Raw genomic sequence first — 23,682 nt, 5'->3', positions numbered from 1 at the left:
CCGCAGCGTGCAGCGCTGCCCGGCCCAACCAGAGGATATGCGACGCAGTCGCATTGACGATGGGCGGGAGCGCTACGCGCCGGGTCAGATACCCTCGCCGAAAAAAACCAGTGTCCCGTCTTCGTCCAGAACGTGGAATTCACGCTGCTTGTAAGGCTGGTTGAAGGGTGGCCGTACACGACCGTCGGGTAAGTCAGCCAACCCTTCACGCATGCTGTCATACAACCCGTCGATGTCTTCAACATCAATGTAGAATGACTGATCATCGCCCAGTGGCTTGCCGTCATCTCGGGGCGGGCACTCCAAAAGGCGGATCGCAACAGGACCACGTTTCAAAAAGGCATAATTGTCTTGCGTGAACCCACATGTGAACCCAAGGCGTTCGCAATAAAAGTCGATCTGGTCCTGCAGGGACGAGCACAACACAAATGGTGTTAGTTGCAAAATCTGAGGCATCTGAATCTCCGGGTAAGATACAGATGCATTCTACCAAGGCTGAACTTTCAATCCAGCAATTGATCTTTTCGCAGCCCCGCACGCTTGTAATGATACGGCAATACGCGGCCATACAACTGCTGCGTCCGTTCGACACCACCGCACATGCCTTCAGCCTCGACAAAGGAAAAGATGCCGACATAACGGCGGCGCTTGCCTCTGACAGGAGCGACCCGGTGCAGCGAATACCTTCCCTTGAAAATCTGCAAATCCCCCGGCTGTAAATCCAGCCGACGAACACGTGCCATGTTCCCATCAAGAACCGAGGCCACGAGTTCAAAGTTTTCATCCTCTGCCGAGCGCAGGTTGGGCGCGTATTCAAACGCACCGCCCACCTCTCCGTTTTGGATGGCCAGCGTCACGGTGTAGTTGTTGGTATCGAAATGCCAGGGAAAGCCCTGCCCTTCTTCCACGACATTGATGATCACGTCCGCCAACGGATCATCATAGCGAAAGAAGCGGTCCTCGGGTTCATTCAGGGCATCCCGGACAAAGGGAAGAAAACCGTCGAACTCGTACATACGACGCAGCGGTCCGGATTTCGAAAGATTGTCCGCCGGAACAAAGGCGTTCGAACGATCATAGAACCGGCGGATCGGGTGAGCGATGCCAAGCCTAGGATCGTCCTTCGTGAAATAGGCGTTTGTTCTATTGAAAGACCGGTGCGCCTTGGGCGCGACCTCATCGGCTTCTTGCACCAGAAGCTCGACCCCTGTCTCGTGCACGAAACCCGGCAGAACAGCACATCCATCCTGTTCCAATTCGCGTCTCAGGTCTTCGATCAGTCGATCATAAGCCGGAGAATCCGGACGATCGATCGGATAGCGTCCGAGATCAACCAGGTTCTGCAACATTTTTCGCCTCCGATTCCTACCCCTGCACGGTCAGCGTGGCGCAGAAAAACGCGTCGATCATGCCAGTTTCGGACATCGGCCTGACGCTTTCAGACCGTCACATCCGCGCTTGAAACCGTGAAACCGCGGGCTGAATTCCCGGAAATTCCCGACATGCGGCAATCTGCGCAATAAAATGTCGCAAAATACCGCCTCTGAGATAGAAAATTGGTGCAATTGCCTGTTGACGCCCCTTCCCCCCGAACATAATGTCCCCTCCAAGCAAAAAGGAGCCTCTGGCGATGAGAACGCTAGTCGTAATCGTAGGAACAACGCGCATGGGCCGGTAACGGTAAACCATAATCGAACCCATGCGCCTCCGAAAATCTCGGGGGCTTTTTTTTGTCGAACGCAAGACACATGTCGCGAACGGAGCAAAGCAGATGACACGTGAGATGACCGGCGCAAAGATGGTGGTTCAGGCCCTCAAGGATCAGGGCGTGGACACGGTATTCGGATACCCCGGTGGCGCCGTGCTACCCATCTATGATGAGATCTTTCTGCAAAACGACATTCGCCACATACTGGTGCGTCACGAACAAGGTGCGATCCACGCCGCCGAAGGCTATGCCCGATCGACCGGAAAACCGGGCGTCGCGCTTGTAACGTCCGGCCCCGGCGCCACCAATGCAGTCACCGGCCTGACCGATGCGTTGCTGGATTCGATCCCGATTGTGGTTCTGACCGGACAGGTCCCGACCTTCATGATCGGATCGGATGCGTTTCAGGAGGCCGACACCGTTGGCATCACCCGCCCCTGCACCAAGCATAACTGGCTGGTGAAGGACACGGACTCTCTTGCTGAAACCCTGCACGAAGCTTTCCACGTCGCCACCTCGGGACGTCCTGGTCCGGTGCTGATCGATATCCCGAAAGACGTGCAGTTCGCTTCTGGCGAGTATGCCAGCCCGAAACCTTCAACCTCGCATTACCAACCGACGATGAAAGGTGATCTGGAAGAGATCACAGAACTGGTTGCGGCAATAGAAACCGCCAAGAAACCTGTTTTCTATACCGGTGGCGGCGTTATCAATTCCGGTCCCGCGGCCAGCCAGTTGCTGCGTGAACTGGTGGACGCAACAGGCTTTCCGATCACGTCAACCCTGATGGGCCTTGGCGCCTACCCTGCCTCAGGCGAAAACTGGCTGGGGATGCTGGGGATGCATGGTCTCTACGAGGCCAATATGGCGATGCATGATTGCGATCTGATGATCAACATCGGTGCGCGGTTCGACGACCGGATCACCGGGCGTATCGATGCGTTCTCGCCGAACTCGAAGAAAGCACATATCGACATTGATCCGTCCTCGATCAACAAGGTCATTCGCGTGGACATCCCGATCGTCGGCGATGTGGCGCATGTGCTCGAGGATATTCTGAAGATCTGGAAGTCGCGCGGGCGCAAGACGGACGCCGCGAATGTCAAGCAGTGGCAAAATCAGATTGCGGAATGGCGCAAGATCAATTGCCTGGCGTTCACCAACAGCGAGAAGTCGATCAAGCCGCAATACGCACTGGAACGTCTTGAAGAACTGACGAAAAAGCATGATCGCTACATCACCACCGAGGTGGGTCAGCATCAGATGTGGGCGGCACAGTATCTCGGGTTCGAAGACCCCAACCGCTGGATGACATCCGGTGGTCTGGGCACCATGGGCTACGGCTTCCCCGCCTCGATCGGCGTTCAGATGGCACACCCGGACGCGCTGGTGATCAACGTCGCCGGTGAAGCATCATGGTTGATGAACATGCAGGAAATGGGCACCGCCGTTCAGTACCGCCTGCCGGTGAAACAGTTCATCCTGAACAACGAACGCCTCGGCATGGTCCGTCAGTGGCAGGAGTTACTGCATGGCGAGCGGTATTCACATTCATGGTCCGAGGCCCTGCCCGATTTCGTGAAACTGGCCGAGGCCTTCGGGGCCAAGGGGATCATCTGCAAGGATCCCGCCGATCTGGACGATGCGATCATGGAGATGATCAATTACGACGGTCCGGTGATCTTTGATTGTCTGGTCGAAAAGCACGAGAACTGCTTCCCCATGATCCCGTCGGGCAAGGCGCACAACGAGATGCTGTTGGGCGAGGCCGAGACGCAGGGCGTGATCGACTCCAAAGGTTCGGTGCTGGTTTAACAAAATTCGACGGATTTGGTTGGGCGCCGCGTTGCGCCCGACATCTCATGGATGATGAAAGGGACATAAATGTCTGCCCTACATATCAAAAAAGGCTCTACCCGCCATTCTGCCTATAACCTACGGCCCACCTTCTCGGACGTTCAGGAACGCCATACCATCGCGGTTCTGGTAGAAAACGAACCGGGTGTGCTGGCCCGTGTCATCGGCCTGTTCTCGGGACGTGGGTACAACATTGAAAGCCTGACGGTGGCCGAGGTTGATCACACCGGCCACCTGAGTCGCATCACAATCGTCACCACCGGCACCCCGCAGGTCATCGAACAGATCAAGGCGCAGCTTGGCAGGATTGTTTCGGTGCGTGACGTGCATGATCTGACGGTCGAGGGCGCATCAGTCGAACGTGAATTGGCGATCATCAAGGTCGTCGGCGAAGGTGACAAGCGGGTAGAAGCACTGCGACTGGCCGATATCTTCCGCGCCAATGTAGTCGACAGTACTCTGAATTCTTTCATTTTCGAGATCACCGGCGCGCCGGACAAGATCGACGCATTTGCCGATCTGATGCGCCCGCTGGGGTTGATGGAAATCGCCCGCACCGGCGTTGCTGCCCTGTTGCGTGGCGACTAAAGACCCATCCCGCCTTGGGGTCATTGTGGCATCCAAGGCGGGAACACTTTTTAGGCTGAAGCAGCTCTGGGGACTCAACCCAAACGCACTCTATGCGCCAAAATTGCCATAAGGCCAGCTTTTCCAGATAAAGATCAGGCATTTCCAGATAAAGCCTATTGCCTTTACGCATAGGGCCGTTAGCCTTGTGGCCGCAACGCGACGTGGGGATACGTTGCTTGGGGTCATTCTGTACGATTTTTCGATGCGCACCGGGCTTTGGCTTCTGTGCGATGATGGTTTCTTCCGGAAACTAAGCAAGACGTGGGCACCCATGACCGACGACATTCGCAGTCCTGCTGAGCTTCGCGCAACGTTCGGTGCGAATCTTCGGCAATTGGCACGGCGATACCGATCTGTTTCGGCACTGTGCCGCAAACTTGGCGTGAACCGCACCCAATTCAACAGATACCTTTCGGGTGAAAGCGTACCCAGACCGGATGTGCTGGACCGCATATGCCGGTTCTTCGACGTGGACGCCCGCATTCTTCTGAAACCGTTGGATGAGATCGAAAAGATCGAGGAACACCCCGCAACTCCGGCCCTGACCGAGTTTCTGGGTTCTGGTGCGGATGCAATCGAGAAGTCCCCGTTTTTACCCGGGTTCTACGCGGTTATCGAAAGCCTCTCGGCTGAACGCCGGATGACCCTGTTGCACGCCCGCCCGCTGGCCCAATGCACGTTGATCCGTGGGTACGTGTCTCGCGCCGCGATGCCCGACGCAACACCAAAAGCACGGGAAATCCAAGGGATAGCGGCCTCAAGCGGTGACACTGTCTATATGCTGACTTCCCAGCGGGAAGGTCAGAATAGCCGGGTCTATCTGATTTCTCCCGACCCTACGGGAACGGCAGTTCAGTGGCGTGGGTCGGTCATCAGTCCAACAAACGCAACAATACCGGAACCCGTTGTGCTGAAATATCTTGGGCATGACTCGACGGCCATTTTTGCTGCTGCGCGATTGTCGACTAACAATGTGGCTCAGCATCCGTAACCAACGTCTCAGGTTGGTGTTTCCCCTTCATCGTTCTGCGTGATCTGCCGGTACAGATGCCAGCTGGCATGCCCCAGCAGCGGTAGGACCACCAGCAACCCAAGAAACCAGGGCACCATCGCCAGAAATGTCAGCACCGCAATGAACGCGCCCCAGGCCAGCATCACAGGGAAGTTCTCTGACACGTAGGAGAAGCTGGTAATCATTGCCGTTACAAAGTCCAGTTCACGATCCAGCAGCAACGGAATCGACAGAACCGTGATCATATACAGAACGGTCGCAAAAACCGCCCCGACCGCCGTGCCCACTGCCAGCATTGTCAGGCCATTCAGCGTCAGAAACACTTCGAGCGACGTCGACACATTGGTCATCGTCGCCAAACCCATGAACAGGGCAAAGATCATATGCCCCAGAAAAAACCAGAACAGAAACACGACGACTATGATCGCGCAGATCGAGGGCAACTGTCTGCGGCTTTGCTGCAGCACGACCCCGAAGATCGCGCCAAAATCGAGTGGCTCGCCTTGTTCCAACCTGTGCGATACCTCGTACAGACCAACAGCGGCAAACGGGCCGATCAGCGGAAACCCGATGGCCGCCAGTACCAGCCAGAAGGTTGTTCCGGTCTGGACGGTTACCCATGCCATCGCCCAGCCAGCCAGCACGTAAACTCCGGCAAAGATCAGGCCGATTAGCGGTGCGCGGCGAAAGTCGGCCCAGGCACGCTTCAAAGCAGTGCGCAGCATGGCGGTATCGACCGGTCGCATATCCGGAACACCAAAGGGTTTGTCCATGTTGTCTTCCTCCTCCCCGACCGACGTTACGGCATCGCCGGCCTCTTGTTTGGCCAGTTGGTTTCGGCGTGATATGAAGCTCCGACCGACAGTAGTTTCTGGTCCGAGCCTCTGGGTCCGAACAGTTGAAACCCCATGGGAAGCCCCTGTGCACCAAATCCCGCAGGCGCAGCCATACAAGGCAGGCCGATCAGGCTGACCGGTACCGTGACATGCATCCACCGGTGATAGGTATTCATGGCCCGGCCAGCGATATCTGTCGGGTAAGGCAAATCAACCGAAAACGGCCAGACCTGAGCAGAAGGCAGAACCAATGCGTCAAACTGTTCGAACAGTTTCACCGCGCAACGAAACCATTCCGAGCGGATGACACTGGCGTGGTGCACGTCCATCGCACTCATCGCCAAACCCCGATCCAGCTCCCATTGTGCCGTGTCTTTCAAATGCTCTTTTTGCGAAGCCAAAGGTTCGAGCCCTGCGGCCACGCTGAACGACCGCAAGGTGATCCAGCTGGTCCATAGTTTTTCAGCATCGAAAGGCGGGGCGATGTCCTCGACCCGCGCTCCAAGAGTTTCGAAAACGTCCATCGCGTCTTTGCAGATGTCGAGAATACCGGGCTCGGTCGGAAAAGCGCCTCCCCAGTCGCCAAGCCACCCGATCCGCAGCCCTTGCAAATCTACGGCGGTCACCGGGGATACCGGGGCACTTTTAGCGGCCAACGGCAAGCGCGGGTCCGGACTCGAGATAACGTCGAGCAGAACACCCAGATCTTCGGGGCAGCGCGCCATGGGGCCCAGTGTCGACAACTGATGCAAAAAACTGTCGCCCACGGGATCGGAAGGCACCCTGCCCCAGCTTGGACGAAAGCCGTAAACATTGTTCCAGCCCGCCGGGTTGCGCAAGCTGCCCATCATGTCCGAGCCATCGGCCAATGCGACCATGCCGGTCGCCAAAGCAACCGCCGCCCCGCCGGACGAACCGCCGCAGGTGAAATCGGCGTCATACGGATTGCGCGTTGCGCCATAGACCGGGTTGAAGGTGTGTGAGCCCAGCCCAAATTCCGGCGTATTGGTCTTGCCGATCAGGATAGCACCCGCGGCACGCATCCGGGTGGCAATCAGATCGTCAGTATCCGGCACGAAGCCCTTGAACATCGGTGAACCCTGAGACGAGACGACACCAGCTACATTCACAAGATCCTTAACCGCAATCGGCAGACCGTGCAGTGGACCGGTGACAGGGCTATTGTCGCAGGCCTGCGCCTCGGCCATCAAATCACCTTCATCCCGCAGTGCGACGATGGCGTTCACTTCTCTGTTGACCTTGGCGATACGATCAAGTGTGGCCTGCATCACGTCCGAGGCTGAAACCTGCCGGCTGGCCAACTGTTTCAAAAGGTTTGTAGCCGATATCCGGGTCAGGTCCATGGCACGCCATTCTGCTGTTGTTTCCAGCAGCCTAGCGGGCAGTTCAGATCATTTAAACCCACTGTTTGGATGTATCTTTTCAATAACGTCCCAGGCGGCAATGTCAGCGGGCTGCTCTGCGAAAATGCAGGTTGCTGTCGACCCCAAGCCAGTGACGCAGGCAAAGAGCAATCGCCATGCAGCTGAGCACCAGCCAGATCCCGCCCCACAACATGGTGGAGCCGCCGAACTCCTCGGCCAGCATGAATGCATCCGAACGCGCACCAGACCGTCGGATCGTGTCATCGAAGATGTCGAAAGGGACATAGATCATGCTGGTCAATCCGATCACGCGCAGCACCAGATCGCTCACATCCGGGCGCAGATACCACGCCGTAGCGATCATCGCAGCCCCGGTTCCGATGCTGAAAGCCAGGGCGAACGGATCGCGGATATACAGAACTGCTACAAGACACATGACGCTGCCAAAACCCGCCAGAACTGCGCGGTCGGCCTTTGTTCGCAAGGCAAGGATCAAAAGGGCCATGCCGAGCAACAGTGAGCCAAGATATCCGGCAGACAGGCTGAGAAACCGGTTGCCGCCCCGGCCGACGACCACTCCGCCCTGTTGCGATGAGATCGAAAAGCTTTCGACAGAGCCGCCGGTCAACAGGATCGTCACGGCATGGGACAACTCATGCAAAAAGACGACCAGTATCTTCAGCGGAACCACGACCGGTGTGTTCCAAAGCAAAAAGACCAAAGTTGTGATCAGGATAAGCTGCCAATGCCCTTTCAGAAGGTTCAGGAAAGGGCTGTTACGCTTCACCCTAGCTGTCGCCCTGCGCCTCGGAGCGGCTCTTGCCTGCAACGTTCAGGGCAAGTGTGGCCGCCATGAACCCGTCCAGATCGCCGTCCAACACACCTTTGGTGTCCGAGGTCTCATAATTTGTCCGCAGGTCTTTGACCATCTGGTACGGCTGCAAGACGTATGACCGGATCTGGTTGCCCCAGCCCGCATCCCCCTTGGCTTCGTGTGCTGCGTTGATGTCGGCGTTCCGGCGGTCCAGTTCCAGTTGATACAAGCGCGATTTCAGAGCCTTCATGGCGATATCGCGGTTCTGGTGCTGCGACTTCTCGGATGAGGTCACAACAATCCCGGTCGGAATGTGCGTGATCCGAACAGCCGAGTCCGTGGTGTTCACGTGCTGACCGCCCGCCCCCGATGACCGGTAGGTGTCGATGCGGATGTCCGCAGGGTTCACCTCGATCTCGATATTGTCGTCCACCACCGGATAAACCCAGACCGAACAGAAGGAGGTGTGCCGCTTGGCCGCGGAGTCAAAAGGTGAAATCCGCACCAGCCGGTGTACGCCGCTTTCGGATTTCAGCCAGCCATAAGCGTTGTGGCCGGAAATCTTGTACGCAGCAGATTTGATCCCTGCCTCTTCGCCCGGGGTTTCGGACTGAAGCTCGACCGTATACCCTTTTTTTTCGGCCCAGCGCACATACATCCGCGCCAGCATCGAGGCCCAGTCGCAGCTTTCAGTTCCGCCTGCGCCCGAGTTGATCTCGAGGAAGGTGTCGTTGCTGTCGGCCTCGCCGTCCAACAGTGCCTCAAGCTCTTTCTTTGCGGCTTTGCCGCGCAGCGTCTTGATCGCGGCCTCGGCGTCCTGGACGACCTCTTCGTCCTCTTCCATTTCGCCCAGCTCAATCAGTTCGATATTGTCGCTGAGATCGGTTTTGATGGACTCATAGGTCTCGATCGCGTCGACTAGCATCTGCCGCTCGCGCATCAGTTTCTGCGCCTTTTCGGGATTGTCCCACAGGTTGGGATCTTCGACACGCGCATTGAATTCCTCAAGGCGATGCGGCGCGGTCTCATAGTCCATGCGCTGCGCCAGCAGCTCCAGCGACTTTTCGATTTCCGCTATGATGTTCTGGGTTTCGGCGCGCATGGTCTTGTCCCAACTTGCTCAATCAGGCCTGCGTGATAGCAAGAGGTGCGAGACACCACAAGACAGGCTGGAAGGATGGAGCGACTCTCGTGACTCACTCGGAAAGATGTGCGATCGCCCGAATTTCAACCAAGGCACCCTCCCGTCGAAGTCCCGCAACTTCAACTGCGGTCCAAGCCGGGTAAGGCGCAGGCAGAACCTCAAGGCGCACACGGTCAAACAGATCGAAATGTTTTCGCATTTCAACATGGTAGGTCGTCATCTCGACCACAGAATCCAAACCTTGGTTCGCTTCCTTTAACACCTCGGCAATCTTGGAAAAGGCGTTCCGGAACTGTAGTTCCGGATCATACGGCATTGAACCGTCTGCCGCGCTCCCCGTCATACCGGTGAGAAACACGTGCCCGCCCGAGATGACACCCGGGGAGATGCTTAGCTGCCCGGGCGTACCCAGCAAAGTTTGCGGAATCAGGGGTGTCTTACCCAACTTGATCAGTCCCTGTCAGTAAAGACCACCGGTACTCAGATCCCCTTGCGTTGCCTTGGGCCCGACCGTGATGGTTTCACCCGTTGACGTCTGAACCTGAACGCCTGCGCGCTGCACTTCCTCGAACAAAGGCAGGTCGGAACCAATTGCAAAACCACCGTCATAGACACGGTCGATAAACCCATCGACGCCGTCGCGGAAGAATTCGGCCACGACATAGTCGCCGCTGGCGTCGTCCGGCAGACGGGCACCGCTGAAACGGTCGATCTTTATGAAATGACCACCTTCCGGAACCTTAAACGGACCGCCGCCGTATTTCTCAACAGCTTTTTCCATGAAGCTCTGGAACACCGGGCCACACAGTGTACCGCCATAGGCCCCCCGACCCATCGGGCGCGGACGGTCATAGCCGATGTAACAGCCCGCAACGATGTTCGAGGTAAACCCGATAAACCACGCATCCTTGGATTCGTTGGTGGTTCCGGTCTTGCCCGCTGTCGGCACCGGCAGGTTCACAACGCGCGATGCCGTCCCGCGATCAACTACGCCTTTCATCATCGACGTCAGCTGATAGGCGGTGATGGCATCCATGACCTGCGCGCGATCTGTAACAAGAGTCGGGGCCTCGTCGGGCTCCAGCCAGGTCGAGTTACAATTCAGACACTGACGGTCATCGTGACGATAGATGGTCTTGCCGAACCGGTCCTGAATACGGTCTACCAGAGTGGGTTCAACCCGCTCACCGCCGTTCGCGAACATCGCATAAGCCGCGACCATTTTGTACAGCGTCGTCTCTTCGGACCCCAGCGAGTTCGCAAGAAACGCCCCCATCCGGTCATAGACGCCAAAGCGTTCGGCGTAACCTGCAACCACCGGCATGGTGACTTCTTGTGCCAGACGGATGGTCATCAGGTTCCGCGACTGCTCGATCCCGGTACGCAAGGGCGTCGGCCCGTAGAACTTGTTCGACGAGTTCTTGGGCCGCCACAAGCCCTGCGGCGTGTTTACCTCGATCGGCGCGTCCACAACGATGGTTGCGGGGCTGTATCCGCTGTCCAGCGCGGCAGCATAGACAAAGGGCTTGAAGCTGGACCCCGGCTGGCGCTGCGCCTGCGTGGCGCGGTTGAACACGGTGTCCTGATACGAGAACCCGCCCTGCATCGCCAGAACGCGGCCCGAGTTCACATCCATCGCCACAAAGCCGCCCTGAACTTCGGGCACTTGACGGGCAGACCACTGCCCCTCTTCGCCCTCGACAACAAGGATCACATCCCCGCGCTTGAAGTTCGCAGCAAAATCACCCTGCATCCATTTGATATCGGACCGCGGAATGATGCCATCTGCAGGTCCGTTTTCGATCCCGACGGTAAGCTGTTGATCCGAAACATTCTGAACCACGGCAGGATACCAGCGGGTCGGCAGCACCACATCGCGCGGGATTTCCAGGATCGACAGCGCCTCGCGCCACTGCGCCTCATCTGCCAGTTTCTCTTCCGGAATCACTTCGCCGGTGCCGCGCCATTTCCCGCGAGACCGGTCATATTTCTGCAACGCCGTGCGCAGGGCCTTTGCGGCCTCGACCTGCATTTGCTCGTCCACCGACGCACGAACCGTGAACCCCCCGGTAAAGAATTCACCTTCACCAAAGTCTTCGCTCAGTTGTCGACGGATTTCATCGGTGAAGTAATCGCGCGGCGGCAAAGCGGTGCGGAAGCTTTCGAAATCACCGTTCTGGACCGAGCGCAACGGCATGTCGACCTCTGACTCATAGGTCGCCTGATCAATGTAACCGTTCTGGTACATCTCCCGCAGCACATAGTTTCTGCGGGCCAGCAGGCGTTCCTTTTGCCGAACCGGGTGATAATCCGACGGTGCCTTGGGCATCGCAGCCAACATCGCCGCCTCATGCGGGGCCAGTTCCTGCAAGGTTTTGTTGAAATAGGTCTGCGCTGCGGCCGTCACGCCGTACGAGTTCTGACCCAGAAAGATCTCGTTCATGTAAAGCTCAAGGATCTGCTCTTTGTCCAGGGTATCCTCAAGCCGGGTGGCGAGGATGATTTCCTTGATCTTTCGTTCTGCCCGGCGGTCGCCCGACAACAGGAAGTTCTTCATCACCTGCTGGGTAATGGTTGACGCCCCCCGCACGGTGCCACCTTTGGTGCGGACTGCTTCAACGCCTGCTGCAATAATGCCGCGCGGATCATACCCCTGATGAGTGTAGAAATTCTTGTCTTCCGCCGAAATAAACGCCTGTTTCACCAGATCAGGGATATCCTCGGACGGTGTGAACAGGCGGCGTTCCTGCGCGAATTCGTCGATCAGTTGCCCTTCGCCCGAATAGATACGGCTGATAGTTGGGGGCTTGTACTGGGCCAGAGATTCGTGGCTGGGAAGGTCACGGCCATACATCCAGAACACCGCACCAATTACCAGTGCGACCATGAAAACACCCAAGGTGACGATGCTGAAGATCGCCCCGAAAATCGAAAGAATGAACCGGATCACGTTACTGCCTTTTTCTCGCGGTGGTGCCTATATAGTGTTGCACCGCCCAAGGGTCAAAACACCAAGCGTATTCTAGCCGTTTTGCGTCGTAAGGTCACTGGCCAATCAGGGATTTGCGGATCACATCCTGCTGACGCCAGTCTTCGAGCCCCTGAAAAATCCCCAGCGCCATTTTGGCCCGCCATTCCGAATCTCTTAGGTTTTCCCGGTCTCTGGGGCTGGAAAGGAATCCAAGCTCGATCAAAACAGACGGGATATCTGCCGCCTTGAGCACAGAGAACGACGCGGTCCGCAACGGTTTGCGATTCATCGGCCCGCCCTGCTGGGCCATTCCGTTGGCGATCGCGCCGGCCAACAGCTTTGTCCGCGGCACCGTTTCCTGGCGTGCAAGATCCAGCAGAACATCGGCCACCTGATCGTCGGCGCCATTTAGATCGATACCTGAAATCAAATCCCCCCGATCATGTCGTTCGGCGAGTTTTGAACTGGCCACGTCTGATGCATCCGCAGACAGGGTGTACACCGCCGCGCCATGCGCCTGGCCTTCGGACAGGGAATCCGCGTGCAGCGAAATGAACAGATCCGCGCCGGCCCGGTGCGCCAAGGTGATCCGCCGCTCCAACGAGACGAACTGGTCGTCAACGCGGGTCAGGACCACTTCATAACCACCTGATCGCAATAGAACTTCGCGCAATTCACGCGCAAAAGTCAGCATCAGAGTTTTCTCATCAACCCCGTCTATCTCGGCGCCCGGATCGATACCACCGTGCCCGGGATCGAGCATCACGCGCAGTGGTCGGTCCGCAGAGCGCGAAGGTACCTGCGGCAGGTCTGCCGGTTCCGGCAAGTCCCAACCCGGATTGCGCGGCGCACCCGCGGTTGCGTTGAACGTGTCAAAATCCGTGCCCTTGAGGTTGAGGGACAGCAGCGCAGCCCCCGAATCCTCGGCAACCGACAGCTCGGCAGTGTCCACGGCCATTGGCGCGCCCAGTTCCAATACCAGCCGCGACCAACCCGGAACATAGGCCCCGAATTGCACGCCACTGACACGTTCGGATTGCAGGAAATCCGTTCGGTTCAGCCCGGTCCAGTCCACTTCGTTGAAGTCCAGAACCATCCGATACGGATCCTGAAGGGTGAATATCCGGTACGGCACCCCCTGACTGAGGCCGATATCCACCCTGACGCCGGTTCGCCCTACATCCGTGATACGGCTTTTGTCCGGATGAATGCGTGCCAGCGCACTGAAATCCTGCGCGACGGCACTGCCGCACAGCGCCCAGATCAGGGCGATGCAAAAGATGATCCTGCTCATGGCCTCAAGTTTTCCCGAGATCGTTTGTCCGGCAGCCTATACCACAAGGGGTGATTTGTGAACGGCTCAGGCAGGTTCCCCGATCACCTTCCGCTCGGTCATGAACACGCGCAACCGCTCCAGCCCATCCTGAATGTCGACCGTGGAACGCGCATAGGAAAACCGCAGCGTCGTATGACCGCGTTGCGGATCGAAATCCAGACCCGGCGTGACCGCGACACCGGCCTTGTCCAGAACCTCGGCCGCAAATGCGCGGCTGTCATCGGTCAGATCAGACACGTCGGCATAGACGTAAAACGCCCCGTCCGGCGGCGCGATTTTCGTGAAGCCGGCCTTGGGCAGTCCTTCCAGCATCAGGGCGCGGTTTCGGCGGTACACGTCCAGATTGGCCTGCAGCTCATCCTCGCAGTCCATTGCGGCCAGTGCCGCGACCTGACTGGCATGCGGCGCACAGATGAACATGTTCTGAGATATCCGCTCGACCACGCGCACCTGATCCTCGGGCACGACCATCCACCCCACGCGCCAACCGGTCATCGAGAAGTACTTGGAGAACGAGTTGATCACATAGCACTCATCCGTCAGTTCCAGCGCTGTCACGGCCTTGGCTTCATATTCCAGACCGTGATAGATTTCGTCGCTGATGAAAGACGCCCCCTGCCCATGTGCGGCTTCGATCAGCGACCCCATGGCGGCGTGATCAAGCATCGTGCCGGTAGGATTCGCCGGAGATGCCACCATCAGACCCTTCAGGCCCATTCCCTGAATATCCGCTGCAACGGGTTGCAGACGGTTCTCGGGCGCGGTCGGCAAATCGACCGGTACCAATCCAAGTGCACTGAGAATCTGGCGATACGACGGATATCCCGGCGCACCGATTCCAACCCGATCCCCGCTGTCGAACAAAGCAGTGAAGGCCAGCAGAAACCCGCCGGACGATCCAGGCGTGATGATCACGCGCTCGGGGTTCAGGTCCACATCATACCAATCGCCATAAAGCCGCGCGATACGCTTTCGCAGCGCAGGCAACCCCAGGGACACCGTATAACCCAACGGGCTTTGATCCATCGCCTTCGCCAGCGCTTCGGTCGCGCCCTTGGGTGCGCCGGTTCCGGGCTGTCCAACTTCCATGTGAATCACATGGCGGCCCGCTTCTTCCGCACGGCGCGCGGCCTCCATCACGTCCATCACGATGAAGGGATCGACCTCGGACCGGGTTGAGTTTCTCATGCCCATCTCCCATGTTGCAGCCATGGCTTTTGAACGCGTATCCCGGCTGACGTCAATCCCGGCTCTGATACTGTCGGTTGTCGTCTGGCTGACGGCGGCAACGCAATCTCATGGGCAAAGCCTGATCCGCGACCCCGATATCGAGCATGGGCTGCGCGAGTTGGCGTTTCCAGTGCTGCGTGCCGCAGGTCTGAACACCAACCGGGTTCAAATCCTGGTGGTCAATGACAACACGTTCAACGCATTCGTCATCGACTACAACGCGATCTATGTGAATTACGGGCTGATTCTAACGGTTGAAAGCCCCGAAATGCTGCAAGCGGTGATCGCGCATGAGGCTGCGCATATCGCGAATGGCCATCTGGCCCGCCGCGCCGAAAACCTGAAGGCCGCGCGGCGCAATGCTGGCCTTGGCACAGCTTTGGCGCTGCTTGCGGCCGCGGCAGGCGGGGGTGAAGCCGCCATTGGTATTGCCGCTGGCACCCAGGGCGCTGCAATCCGCAGCTTTCTGGGTCATACCCGCGCCGAAGAAGCTTCGGCTGACCGAAGCGCCGCAAGCTATCTGCGATGGGCTCAAATTTCTCCCAGCGGCATGGTGGAGCTGCACAGGAAATTCGCAGGTCAGGAATTGCTGAGCGTCGCCAACCAGGACCCGTATATGCGGTCGCACCCTACCAGCCGTGAACGTTTGCGCGCCGCCGAAGCCTTTCTGGACGAGTTTGGCGACAAGGCAATTCAGAATGCCAATGCCGATTACTGGTTTGCCCGCGTCAAAGGCAAGCTGTCGGCCTTTTTGCGCTCACCCAGTTGGACGTTACGGCGCGCCAAAGAGGAAACCGCCCAAGACATCCGCCTGATGCGAGAGGCTTCGGCCCATCATCAGAACCGTGATTTGGGTCGCGCGCGCAATGCGATCGACGAGGCCCTAGTGCTGCGCCCAAACGATCCGTACTACTATGACCTGAAGGGGCAAATTCTTTTGGAAAACAGGCAAATAGGCGCGGCTGTTGAAGCGTACGGAAACGCTGTTGAAATGGCTCCGAACGATGCGCTGATCCTGGCTGGATACGGGCGGGCGTTGCTGGCGCAGGGTCAAACAAAACAGGCCCTGAGCGTGCTGGAAAAAGCCCGCGCCCGGGATTACCGGAACGCCAGGCTGTTGCAGGATCTTGGTGTTGCCTATGCTCAGGTTGGTAATGATGGTATGGCGTCGACCGTGACGGCGGAACGGTATGCGCTGCAAGGGCGGCTGGAAGATGCCGGAATCCACGCGAAACGCGCCGTGGCGCGACTGCCCGAAGGCTCACCGGGTTGGCAAAGGGCGCAAGACGTGTTGATTGCGTCGGAACGACTCAACAAAGACAAAAGGAAACGGAAATGATCCTCAGACATGCTGCACCCGCCCTTCTGGGGCTTTCCATGGCGGCAACCTCGGCGCAGGCGCTGGACCTGAACGCGATGAGCGATGCCGAGAAAATAGAATTTGGCGCTCAGGTGCGTGAATACCTGCTGGAAAATCCCGAAGTGATCGTAGAAGCGATCAACATTCTGGAACAGCGCAATGCCGTCGCCGAAGCCGCTGCGGATAAAGAGCTGGTCGCCGCCAATGCGGATGAGCTGTTCAATGACGGCTTTAGCTGGGTTGGCGGCAACCCGGATGGCGACATCACTCTGGTCGAGTTCATGGACTACCGGTGTGGCTATTGCCGCCGTGCCGTTCCCGAAGTGGCCAGTCTGCTGGCCGAAGACGGCAATATTCGCCTTGTGATCAAGGAATTCCCAATTCTGGGTGATGCGTCCGTGCTATCCTCACGCTTTGCTGTGGCTACCAAACACGTGGCGGGCGATGATGCGTACAAGCAGGTTCATGATGCCCTGTTGGAATTCACCGGTGAGCCAAGCGAAGTTTCCCTGCGCCGCATCTCCGACGGGTTGGGGCTGAACAGCGACGAGATCATAGCGGCGATGGACAGCGATCGCGTCACGGATGAGATCACCCGCACCCGCGCTCTGGCCCAGAGGATGCAGATCTCGGGCACGCCTTCGTTTGTTCTGGGCACCGAAATGTTGCGTGGCTTCTTGCCATCCGATCAGATGCAGCAGATCGTTGACGGTATACGTGCCGAACGCGGCTAAAGCAGGGTTGGTCGGCGGCCTGCCATGAAGCGGCGAGGATTTCTCATGGCCGGAGGAGCGTTGGGCATCACATGTTTCTCTGACCAGTCTATTGCGCAGCCCGCGACTGGCTTCTACGTCCCGGCCGAAGAAGCCCGGCATGATCGTACTTTCATGCAATGGCCGGTCAGCCGCACTGTCCATCCCGACCCCGTTTTTCTGAAGATGGTGCAGAGGACCATTGCCGAAATCGCAAACACGATCTCTGCTTTTGAGCCCGTCATAATGCTTGCCGGATCAGAATACCACGCAGATATCAGCAAACAGCTTTCTGCGGCGATCGAGATTTGGGATGTCCCGACCGAAGATCTGTGGTGCCGGGACGCAGGCCCGGTGTTCGCGATCAACAACCGTGGCGAGCTTGCGGTCAAACAGATCCAGTTCAATGGTTGGGGGCGAAAGCAGGTTCACGCACATGATGCGAAAATTGCCGACAGAGTGGCCGAAAGGCTGGGACTGCCCCTGCAGCCGACCGGACTGATCGGCGAAGCAGGTGGTGTCGAACAGGATGGGCATGGGGCACTTATGGCGCATGAAAGCTCGTGGGTGAATGAAAACCGCAATCCCGGCCTCGCTCGCGACGAGATCGAAGCACGGTTGTTGGCGGCCTATGGGGCCAAGCGCATGATCTGGTCCGAAGGTGTCTGGGGCGAAGATATCACCGATTATCATATAGACAGTCTCGCCCGCTTTACCGGCCCCGGTCGCGGCATCATCAACTTGCCGGATAGACCGGACAATCATGATCCTTTCCACATGGCCGCGTTGGACACCCATGATCGTCTGGTTGCAGCGGGCATGGACATGGACGTGATACCCGAACCACATTACCGCCGCGTCAAGAACCCGGACTTCGTCGCCTCTTACGCCAATTACTACGCCTGCAACGGCGGCGTGATTGCGGCCCGGTTCGGAGACGCGGAAACAGACCAGTTCGCGTTAGAAACGCTTGCAAGACACTATCCCGGACGTGACGTCGTAACACTTAACGTTGATGTGCTGGGAGAACTTGGCGGCGGCATCCATTGCGCCACGCAACAGATGCCGGTTTTTTAGATGTAGCGAAGAACCCGACTATTCAGCCGCTTCAGCCGCCGCGTCCAGTTCAGCCGCCTTTTTCTCGACTTCTTCAACGATGTGATCGATCATCTGATCGTTGGACATCTTGTGGCTGGCCTTACCGGCCAGATAGACCATGCCGGACCCTGCCCCGCCGCCGGTGAAACCAACATCGGTCATCAGCGCTTCGCCCGGGCCATTGACCACGCAGCCGATGATCGAAAGGGACATCGGCGTCTTGATGTGTTCAAGGCGATGTTCCAGCGCCTCGACGGTTTTGATGACATCAAAACCCTGTCGCGCGCAGGACGGGCATGAGATGATATTGACGCCCCGATGGCGCAGGCCAAGAGATTTGAGGATTTCAAACCCGACCTTCACCTCTTCCACCGGATCAGCAGACAGGCTAACGCGGATCGTGTCGCCGATCCCCATCCACAGCAGGTTGCCAAGGCCGATGGCCGATTTGATCGTACCGCTGACCAGCCCCCCCGCTTCGGTAATGCCCAGGTGGATGGGGGCATCCGTCGCCTCGGCAATACCTTGATAGGCCGCGGCGGACAGAAACACGTCGCTGGCTTTTACGCTGATCTTGAACTCGTGAAAATCATTGTCCTGAAGGATGCGGATATGTTCCAGCCCGCTCTCGACCATCGCCTCGGGGCACGGCTCGCCATATTTCTCAAGCAGGTGCTTTTCCAGACTTCCTGCATTCACGCCGATCCGGATTGAACAGTTGTGGTCGCGCGCAGCCTGGATGACTTCTTTCACGCGGGTTTCGTCACCGATGTTGCCGGGATTGATACGCAGACAGGCAGCCCCCGCTTCGGCGGCTTCGATGCCGCGCCGATAGTGGAAATGAATGTCCGCCACGATGGGCACGGGGCTTTCCCGGACAATCTCTTTCAGCGCTTTGGACGACGCCTCATCAGGAACCGAGACACGCACGATATCTGCACCGGCCTCAGCCGCCGCCTGCACCTGCGCCACGGTCGCCGCCACATCGGTCGTCAGCGTGTTGGTCATGGTCTGAACGGCAATAGGCGCATCGCCACCAACGGGGACGTTACCGACCATAATTTGACGGGATTTACGACGGTAGATGTCGCGCCAGGGGCGTACGTGATTGAGGGACATAAGGACGGATCCGCGTCTGCCTGAGTTGCGACTGTAGATAGTTCGGCAACCGAGTTACCGCAATGGCTAGATCACTCGGCGGGCGTTTCTGTCGCCTCGGTTTGCAGTTCCGCCACCAGTTGCTTGAGCGCGCTGTTCTGTTCCGCCTCAAGATCGGCGACGGCATAGGCCTCGGACACGGCGTCTTTCGACAGAACGACACCCTTGGCGACAGTGCCCGGAGCACCCGCCGGGCCGTAGTGCTTACCGTTCATCGAAAAATAAACTGATCCGGATGCGCCGGCACGCAATGACGGCGGTTCTTCGGTCAGGGGCACTTCGAACACACTGCCCTGCTCAACGGTACCCAGTGTGCCTTCGAAAATGACGCTTCCATCCGCAGCTGTCACGCGCATCCATGCCGGATCAACAGCCACGATCTTGAGCGTGGTGTCGATCTGTTCGACCACTTGCGGCAGGGCAGGTTTTTCAACTGTGTGCAGTTCGGCCACTTCGAACTGCGGCAATTCGGGCGGGCGGAAAGTTCCAACCTCGCGCGGATCAAGCGTAGAGATCGGAGCATCCCGCGCAACCAGCACCGGAACATCCAGTGCCTGCGGACGATAGAGACGGTCCAATGCTTCGGCACTTGCCACCTGTGCAGCATCATCTGACGCGTTGCTGCGCGCCGCATCCAGCGGATCCAGATCAGACAAAACCACCGGAGCTTGTTCAACCGGGCTGACCTGTACTTGCTGAATTCTGTTCAGAACAGCCCAGCCGCCATAGCCGATGCCACCAATCACCGCCAGCAATACCAGTGACGAACCAATGGCACGGGGTTCGATCTGGCTGACCAGAGGCTCCTTGCCCGGAATAAAAGGCGTGTTGGGAGAGATGAACGGGTCACGCCCCATTGGGCCGCGTGCGGGCAGAGCACCTGAAGGCTTCCGCACCACCGAGGCTTCGGCGGACATGCCATGCGCGACCTCGAATCCGCTTTCCTGGCAGAAAGACGCAAAGGTCTCATCGGGGTTCATGCCCAGATAGCGTGCGTAGGAACGCACATACCCGGCGATAAAGCCGGGTGTATCAAACGCATCGGGGTCGGCGTTTTCAATTGCAGCGATATAGTTGGCTTTGATCCGCAACTCGCGCTGAACATCCAGAAGGGATTTGCCCATCGTAGCGCGTTCACCGCGCATCTTGTCGCCTAGGCGAATCTCATAGTCATCAAACCCTTTTGGTCTGACATCTACGTCCTCTTCGGAATCGCGCTGAGATCTGCGCCCAATCATCCCTGCTGCCCCATTCTGCCTGTCGCGTATTTCGCGTAAGTGGCGAATCATCCCCACAATGATTCGTCTACTCGTTTTGTTAACGTAAGCTTAACACGCGGCAAACTCGTTGCACACTTTGGCGTTAGGTTATCCGGCAAGTTCGGCGCGATTTAGCGCACATTGTGACCAAAGTTCGTCCATCGCCTGCACCAGACGGTTCATTTCGTCAGGTCCATGCACCGGAGACGGGGTAAAACGCAGACGCTCGGTTCCGCGCGGGACGGTCGGGAAATTGATCGGTTGCACGTAGATGCCATAATCGTCCAGCAGCATGTCGCTGAGCTTTTTGGTGTGCACAGGGTTGCCGACGATCACGGGCACGATGTGGCTGCCGTGATCGATCAGCGGCAGGCCCATCCCCTTCAGCCGCAGCTTGAGGATCTTCGCCTGGGTCTGGTGTTGCTCGCGCAACTCAGACGCGGTTTTCAGGTAAGCAACGGATGCAGCAGCCCCCGCGGCAACAGCAGGCGGCAACGATGTCGTAAAGATAAAGCCCGGTGCATAAGACCGCACGGCATCGCACATCTTGCCACTGGCCGCGATATAGCCCCCCATGACGCCATAGGCCTTGGCCAGAGTGCCATTGATGATGTCGATCCTATGCGCCAGTCGATCCCGCTCGGTCACGCCGCCACCGCGCGGGCCATACATGCCCACGGCGTGCACTTCGTCGATATAGGTCAGCGCGCCGAATTCATCGGCCAAATCGCAAATTTCTTCGATCGGCCCAAAATCGCCATCCATGGAATAGACCGACTCGAAGGCGATCAGCTTGGGCGCGGCAGGATCGTCCGCCTCAAGCAATTCGCGCAGATGCGCCACGTCGTTATGACGGAAGATGCGCTTGGCGCCCCCGTTTCGGCGCACCCCTTCAATCATTGAAGCATGGTTCAGCGCGTCAGAATAGATGATCAGCCCCGGGAACAGCTTGGGCAGCGTGCTGAGGGTGGCGTCATTGGCAATATACGCGCTGGTAAACAACAGCGCGGCTTCCTTGCCATGCAGATCGGCCAGTTCAGCCTCGAGCTTTTTGTGATAAACCGTGGTGCCCGAGATATTTCGCGTGCCGCCCGAGCCCGCACCAGCCTCATCGACCGCCTCGTGCATGGCCTTCAGTACAACGGGGTGCTGGCCCATGCCCAGATAGTCATTGCCGCACCACACGGTGATGTTCTGCTGCGACCCATCCGAGCGTGTGCGCACCGCGTGGGGGAAATGTCCGTTGCGACGTTCGATATCGATAAAGGTCCGGTAACGTCCTTCTTCATGCAGCCTGGCAATCGCTGAATCGAGCTGAGCAGTATAGTCCAACGGACCCTCCTTGAATGCCCGTTTCCGGTTTCCCTTGGGCAATTAGTCTGCCACATCTCACAGCTTAACCTGTTTCCGCAGCTTTGTGTTCCTTTATTCAGCTGGTTACAGCCGAACAGGTGAACCCAACTTTGATTTGCATCAAATATAAGCTTGCAATCCTCACGGCAAGTATAGTTCCGGCCATCGGACGCGTGGAAACGACGCAGCCGCGCTGCGTCATTCGCGGTTCTGTCTTGCGCGCAGAATTCAGATCAACCGCTCTGGACGGCGCTGTCAACGCTGCTAGGGTTCGCCCGAACACAGACAAGCAGGAGATCCCCATGTCGCTAGACACCGTGCTGAACCGGATTGACGAAGATCTGCAAACATCGATCGACCGCCTGATGGAGCTGCTGCGCATCCCCTCGATCTCGACCGATCCCGCTTACAAGGCCGACGTCAGCCGTGCAGCCGACTGGCTGGTTGAAGACCTGAACAGTATCGGAATCGCAGCAGAAAAACGGGAAACCCCTGGGCACCCGATGGTCGTAGGCCATGTGGGAGAGGACCCGGATGCACCTCACATCCTGTTTTACGGCCATTATGACGTGCAACCCGTCGATCCGCTGAACCTTTGGACACGCGATCCGTTTGATCCCGCCATCGAAGACACCGAGCATGGCCCTGTCATCCGCGGGCGCGGGGCGTCGGACGACAAAGGTCAGTTGATGACATTCGTCGAAGCCTGCCGCGCATGGAAAGCGGTGCACGGATCCCTGCCCTGCCGCATCACCTTTTTCTTTGAGGGCGAAGAAGAATCCGGCTCACCCTCGCTGGTCCCCTTCCTCGAAGACAACGCGGCCGAACTCAAAGCGGATCTGGCGCTGGTCTGCGATACATCCATGGTATCGCGAGGTGTTCCGTCGATTGCCTCACAACTGCGCGGCATGCTGAAGGACGAGTTCACCATCATCGGACCCCGCATCGATCTGCACTCCGGCCATTACGGTGGCCCGGGCCTGAACCCGCTGCGCGAACTGTCGAAAATCGTTGCCTCATTCTATGATGACGAAACCGGGCGTGTCGCGGTCGATGGTTTCTATGAAGGCGTTCATGAAGTGCCTCAGGACCAGCTGCGTCAGTGGCAAAACTGCGGCTTCGACGAAGCGGATTACCTGAACTCGGTCGGATATACCCAACCGCACGGCGAAAAAGCCTATTCAACGCTAGAGCAACAATGGGCGCGCCCGACACTTGAAGTGAACGGGCTGTGGGGCGGGTACAATGGCGCTGGTTCAAAAACCGTAATCCCTTCGGAAGCACATTGTAAAATCACGTGCCGTCTGGTCGGCGACATGGACCCGGACGCTTTGCGCACCAAGATCCGCAAACATGTCGAGGACCGCCTGTCCCCGGATGCAAAAGTTGTCTGGGACAACGATCTGGAAGGCTCACCCGCTTCGATCATGAATACCGATCGCCCGGAATTCGAAGCCGCCCGCAAAGCGCTGTCGGACGAATGGGACCGCGAAGCGGTGTTTACCGGCATGGGTGGCTCGATCCCAGTCGTCGGGTACTTCAACACTGTTCTGGGGCTCGATTCGATGCTGGTCGGCTATGCCAACGAGGACGACGCCATCCATTCACCGAATGAGAAATACGACGTCAAAAGCTTCCACAAGGGCATCCGTTCCTGGGCCCGAATTCTGGATGCTTTGAACAGGTAACGGCTTTCAGCGAGGCTCTGCCTCGCGCTCCGGGATACTTGCAGCCAGATGAATAAAGGACCTCTGCTTCATCTGGCCCAAAATATCCCGG

20 protein-coding genes are annotated in these 23,682 nt (G+C 58.0%); 7 read left to right on the top strand and 13 right to left on the bottom strand.

Annotated elements, in window-relative coordinates; all coding sequences use genetic code 11:
* Window positions 1-84: 84 nt before the first annotated feature.
* Together AC2FFA_RS04525 and AC2FFA_RS04520 are read right to left on the bottom strand one after the other, a co-directional pair.
* Window positions 85-456: a bleomycin resistance protein gene (locus tag AC2FFA_RS04525; protein ID WP_299893923.1), complete on the bottom strand. Its 372-nt coding sequence runs from the start codon at window positions 454-456 to the stop codon at window positions 85-87.
* Window positions 457-503: 47 nt separating this feature from the next.
* On the bottom strand, window positions 504-1,349 hold the full coding sequence (locus AC2FFA_RS04520) for a HalD/BesD family halogenase (RefSeq protein ID WP_299893925.1): 846 nt from the start codon (window positions 1,347-1,349) through the stop codon (window positions 504-506).
* Window positions 1,350-1,771: 422 nt separating this feature from the next.
* Here AC2FFA_RS04520 and AC2FFA_RS04515 point away from each other — a divergent pair, with 422 nt between their 5' ends.
* The 3 genes from AC2FFA_RS04515 to AC2FFA_RS04505 all read left to right on the top strand — a co-directional run bounded on the left by AC2FFA_RS04515 (window position 1,772) and on the right by AC2FFA_RS04505 (window position 5,186).
* A complete protein-coding gene (locus tag AC2FFA_RS04515) occupies window positions 1,772-3,523 on the top strand; it encodes an acetolactate synthase 3 large subunit (protein WP_117868668.1) in 1,752 nt (583 codons plus the stop codon).
* Window positions 3,524-3,592: 69 nt separating this feature from the next.
* Window positions 3,593-4,153, top strand: a complete 561-nt coding sequence (gene ilvN / locus AC2FFA_RS04510) for an acetolactate synthase small subunit (RefSeq protein ID WP_117868667.1) — start codon at window positions 3,593-3,595, stop codon at window positions 4,151-4,153.
* Between the two features lie 313 nt (window positions 4,154-4,466).
* Window positions 4,467-5,186 (top strand): helix-turn-helix domain-containing protein, encoded by a 720-nt coding sequence (locus AC2FFA_RS04505; RefSeq protein ID WP_496671254.1) that lies wholly within the window; start codon window positions 4,467-4,469, stop codon window positions 5,184-5,186.
* Window positions 5,187-5,194: 8 nt separating this feature from the next.
* Here the strand turns inward: AC2FFA_RS04505 and AC2FFA_RS04500 are convergent, their stop codons facing one another.
* The 8 genes from AC2FFA_RS04500 to AC2FFA_RS04465 form a co-directional block, all read right to left on the bottom strand.
* Complete coding sequence (locus tag AC2FFA_RS04500; protein ID WP_117868665.1) at window positions 5,195-5,980, bottom strand: DUF2189 domain-containing protein; 786 nt, start codon at window positions 5,978-5,980, stop codon at window positions 5,195-5,197.
* A gap of 26 nt (window positions 5,981-6,006) precedes the next feature.
* On the bottom strand, window positions 6,007-7,407 hold the full coding sequence (locus AC2FFA_RS04495) for an amidase (RefSeq protein ID WP_496850203.1): 1,401 nt from the start codon (window positions 7,405-7,407) through the stop codon (window positions 6,007-6,009).
* Between the two features lie 103 nt (window positions 7,408-7,510).
* A complete protein-coding gene (locus tag AC2FFA_RS04490; protein ID WP_496850201.1) occupies window positions 7,511-8,215 on the bottom strand; it encodes a M50 family metallopeptidase in 705 nt (234 codons plus the stop codon).
* Between the two features lies 1 nt (window position 8,216).
* Entirely contained in the window at window positions 8,217-9,344 is a 1,128-nt protein-coding gene (gene prfB, locus AC2FFA_RS04485) for a peptide chain release factor 2 (RefSeq protein WP_496850200.1), read from the bottom strand.
* A gap of 94 nt (window positions 9,345-9,438) precedes the next feature.
* Window positions 9,439-9,831, bottom strand: a complete 393-nt coding sequence (locus AC2FFA_RS04480; protein ID WP_496850198.1) for a RidA family protein — start codon at window positions 9,829-9,831, stop codon at window positions 9,439-9,441.
* A gap of 15 nt (window positions 9,832-9,846) precedes the next feature.
* Window positions 9,847-12,336, bottom strand: coding sequence for a penicillin-binding protein 1A (locus tag AC2FFA_RS04475; RefSeq protein WP_496850197.1), 2,490 nt, complete (start codon window positions 12,334-12,336; stop codon window positions 9,847-9,849).
* A 94-nt stretch (window positions 12,337-12,430) separates the two neighbouring features.
* The gene (locus AC2FFA_RS04470; RefSeq protein ID WP_117868660.1) at window positions 12,431-13,651 is read right to left on the bottom strand and encodes an N-acetylmuramoyl-L-alanine amidase; all 1,221 of its coding nucleotides are present in this window, start codon (window positions 13,649-13,651) and stop codon (window positions 12,431-12,433) included.
* Between the two features lie 66 nt (window positions 13,652-13,717).
* Entirely contained in the window at window positions 13,718-14,881 is a 1,164-nt protein-coding gene (locus AC2FFA_RS04465) for a pyridoxal phosphate-dependent aminotransferase (protein WP_496850195.1), read from the bottom strand.
* Between AC2FFA_RS04465 and AC2FFA_RS04460 the strand changes: the two genes are divergently transcribed.
* Genes AC2FFA_RS04460 through AC2FFA_RS04450 form a run of 3 tightly spaced genes read left to right on the top strand, consistent with a single transcriptional unit; the run spans window position 14,880 to window position 18,112 of the window.
* Window positions 14,880-16,262 carry a M48 family metalloprotease gene (locus tag AC2FFA_RS04460; protein WP_496718532.1) on the top strand — a complete coding sequence of 461 codons (1,383 nt, stop codon included), beginning with the start codon at window positions 14,880-14,882 and terminating at the stop codon, window positions 16,260-16,262. The two genes, AC2FFA_RS04465 and AC2FFA_RS04460, sit on opposite strands and share 2 nt — an antisense overlap.
* Window positions 16,259-17,017 (top strand): DsbA family protein, encoded by a 759-nt coding sequence (locus tag AC2FFA_RS04455; protein WP_496850194.1) that lies wholly within the window; start codon window positions 16,259-16,261, stop codon window positions 17,015-17,017. Before AC2FFA_RS04460 ends, AC2FFA_RS04455 begins: the two co-directional genes overlap by 4 nt.
* A gap of 24 nt (window positions 17,018-17,041) precedes the next feature.
* Complete coding sequence (locus tag AC2FFA_RS04450; RefSeq protein ID WP_496850192.1) at window positions 17,042-18,112, top strand: agmatine deiminase family protein; 1,071 nt, start codon at window positions 17,042-17,044, stop codon at window positions 18,110-18,112.
* An 18-nt stretch (window positions 18,113-18,130) separates the two neighbouring features.
* On the opposite strand, the gene ispG is transcribed toward AC2FFA_RS04450, so the two are convergent.
* From ispG to hemA, 3 genes are all read right to left on the bottom strand, one after another.
* Window positions 18,131-19,252: a flavodoxin-dependent (E)-4-hydroxy-3-methylbut-2-enyl-diphosphate synthase gene (ispG, locus tag AC2FFA_RS04445; RefSeq protein WP_171723081.1), complete on the bottom strand. Its 1,122-nt coding sequence runs from the start codon at window positions 19,250-19,252 to the stop codon at window positions 18,131-18,133.
* 71 nt (window positions 19,253-19,323) lie between these two features.
* On the bottom strand, window positions 19,324-20,529 hold the full coding sequence (locus AC2FFA_RS04440; protein ID WP_299893949.1) for a helix-turn-helix domain-containing protein: 1,206 nt from the start codon (window positions 20,527-20,529) through the stop codon (window positions 19,324-19,326).
* A gap of 129 nt (window positions 20,530-20,658) precedes the next feature.
* Window positions 20,659-21,882, bottom strand: coding sequence for a 5-aminolevulinate synthase (gene hemA, locus AC2FFA_RS04435; RefSeq protein ID WP_496850189.1), 1,224 nt, complete (start codon window positions 21,880-21,882; stop codon window positions 20,659-20,661).
* Between the two features lie 323 nt (window positions 21,883-22,205).
* On the opposite strand from hemA, the gene AC2FFA_RS04430 reads away from it, so the two are divergent.
* The gene (locus AC2FFA_RS04430; protein WP_496850187.1) at window positions 22,206-23,591 is read left to right on the top strand and encodes a dipeptidase; all 1,386 of its coding nucleotides are present in this window, start codon (window positions 22,206-22,208) and stop codon (window positions 23,589-23,591) included.
* The last annotated feature ends 91 nt before the right edge of the window (window positions 23,592-23,682 follow it).

The organism is Ruegeria sp. YTSB088, assembly GCF_059609825.1.
The sequence above is the reverse complement of the archived record's forward strand: the minus strand, read 5'-3'. Positions and strand labels throughout refer to the sequence as shown.

Excerpts from the sequence above, each read along its gene's own strand:
- AC2FFA_RS04455 (WP_496850194.1), top strand. The coding sequence starts at position 16,259 with ATGATCCTCAGACATGCTGCACCCGCCCTTCTGGGGCTTTCCATGGCG.
- AC2FFA_RS04515 (WP_117868668.1), top strand. The coding sequence starts at position 1,772 with ATGACACGTGAGATGACCGGCGCAAAGATGGTGGTTCAGGCCCTCAAG.
- AC2FFA_RS04430 (WP_496850187.1), top strand. The coding sequence starts at position 22,206 with ATGTCGCTAGACACCGTGCTGAACCGGATTGACGAAGATCTGCAAACA.
- prfB (WP_496850200.1), bottom strand. The coding sequence starts at position 9,344 with ATGCGCGCCGAAACCCAGAACATCATAGCGGAAATCGAAAAGTCGCTG.
- AC2FFA_RS04495 (WP_496850203.1), bottom strand. The coding sequence starts at position 7,407 with ATGGACCTGACCCGGATATCGGCTACAAACCTTTTGAAACAGTTGGCC.
- AC2FFA_RS04500 (WP_117868665.1), bottom strand. The coding sequence starts at position 5,980 with ATGGACAAACCCTTTGGTGTTCCGGATATGCGACCGGTCGATACCGCC.
- ispG (WP_171723081.1), bottom strand. The coding sequence starts at position 19,252 with ATGTCCCTCAATCACGTACGCCCCTGGCGCGACATCTACCGTCGTAAA.
- AC2FFA_RS04470 (WP_117868660.1), bottom strand. The coding sequence starts at position 13,651 with ATGAGCAGGATCATCTTTTGCATCGCCCTGATCTGGGCGCTGTGCGGC.
- AC2FFA_RS04465 (WP_496850195.1), bottom strand. The coding sequence starts at position 14,881 with ATGAGAAACTCAACCCGGTCCGAGGTCGATCCCTTCATCGTGATGGAC.
- ilvN (WP_117868667.1), top strand. The coding sequence starts at position 3,593 with ATGTCTGCCCTACATATCAAAAAAGGCTCTACCCGCCATTCTGCCTAT.
- AC2FFA_RS04525 (WP_299893923.1), bottom strand. The coding sequence starts at position 456 with ATGCCTCAGATTTTGCAACTAACACCATTTGTGTTGTGCTCGTCCCTG.
- AC2FFA_RS04520 (WP_299893925.1), bottom strand. The coding sequence starts at position 1,349 with ATGTTGCAGAACCTGGTTGATCTCGGACGCTATCCGATCGATCGTCCG.
- AC2FFA_RS04505 (WP_496671254.1), top strand. The coding sequence starts at position 4,467 with ATGACCGACGACATTCGCAGTCCTGCTGAGCTTCGCGCAACGTTCGGT.
- AC2FFA_RS04450 (WP_496850192.1), top strand. The coding sequence starts at position 17,042 with ATGAAGCGGCGAGGATTTCTCATGGCCGGAGGAGCGTTGGGCATCACA.
- AC2FFA_RS04440 (WP_299893949.1), bottom strand. The coding sequence starts at position 20,529 with ATGATTGGGCGCAGATCTCAGCGCGATTCCGAAGAGGACGTAGATGTC.
- AC2FFA_RS04460 (WP_496718532.1), top strand. The coding sequence starts at position 14,880 with ATGCCCATCTCCCATGTTGCAGCCATGGCTTTTGAACGCGTATCCCGG.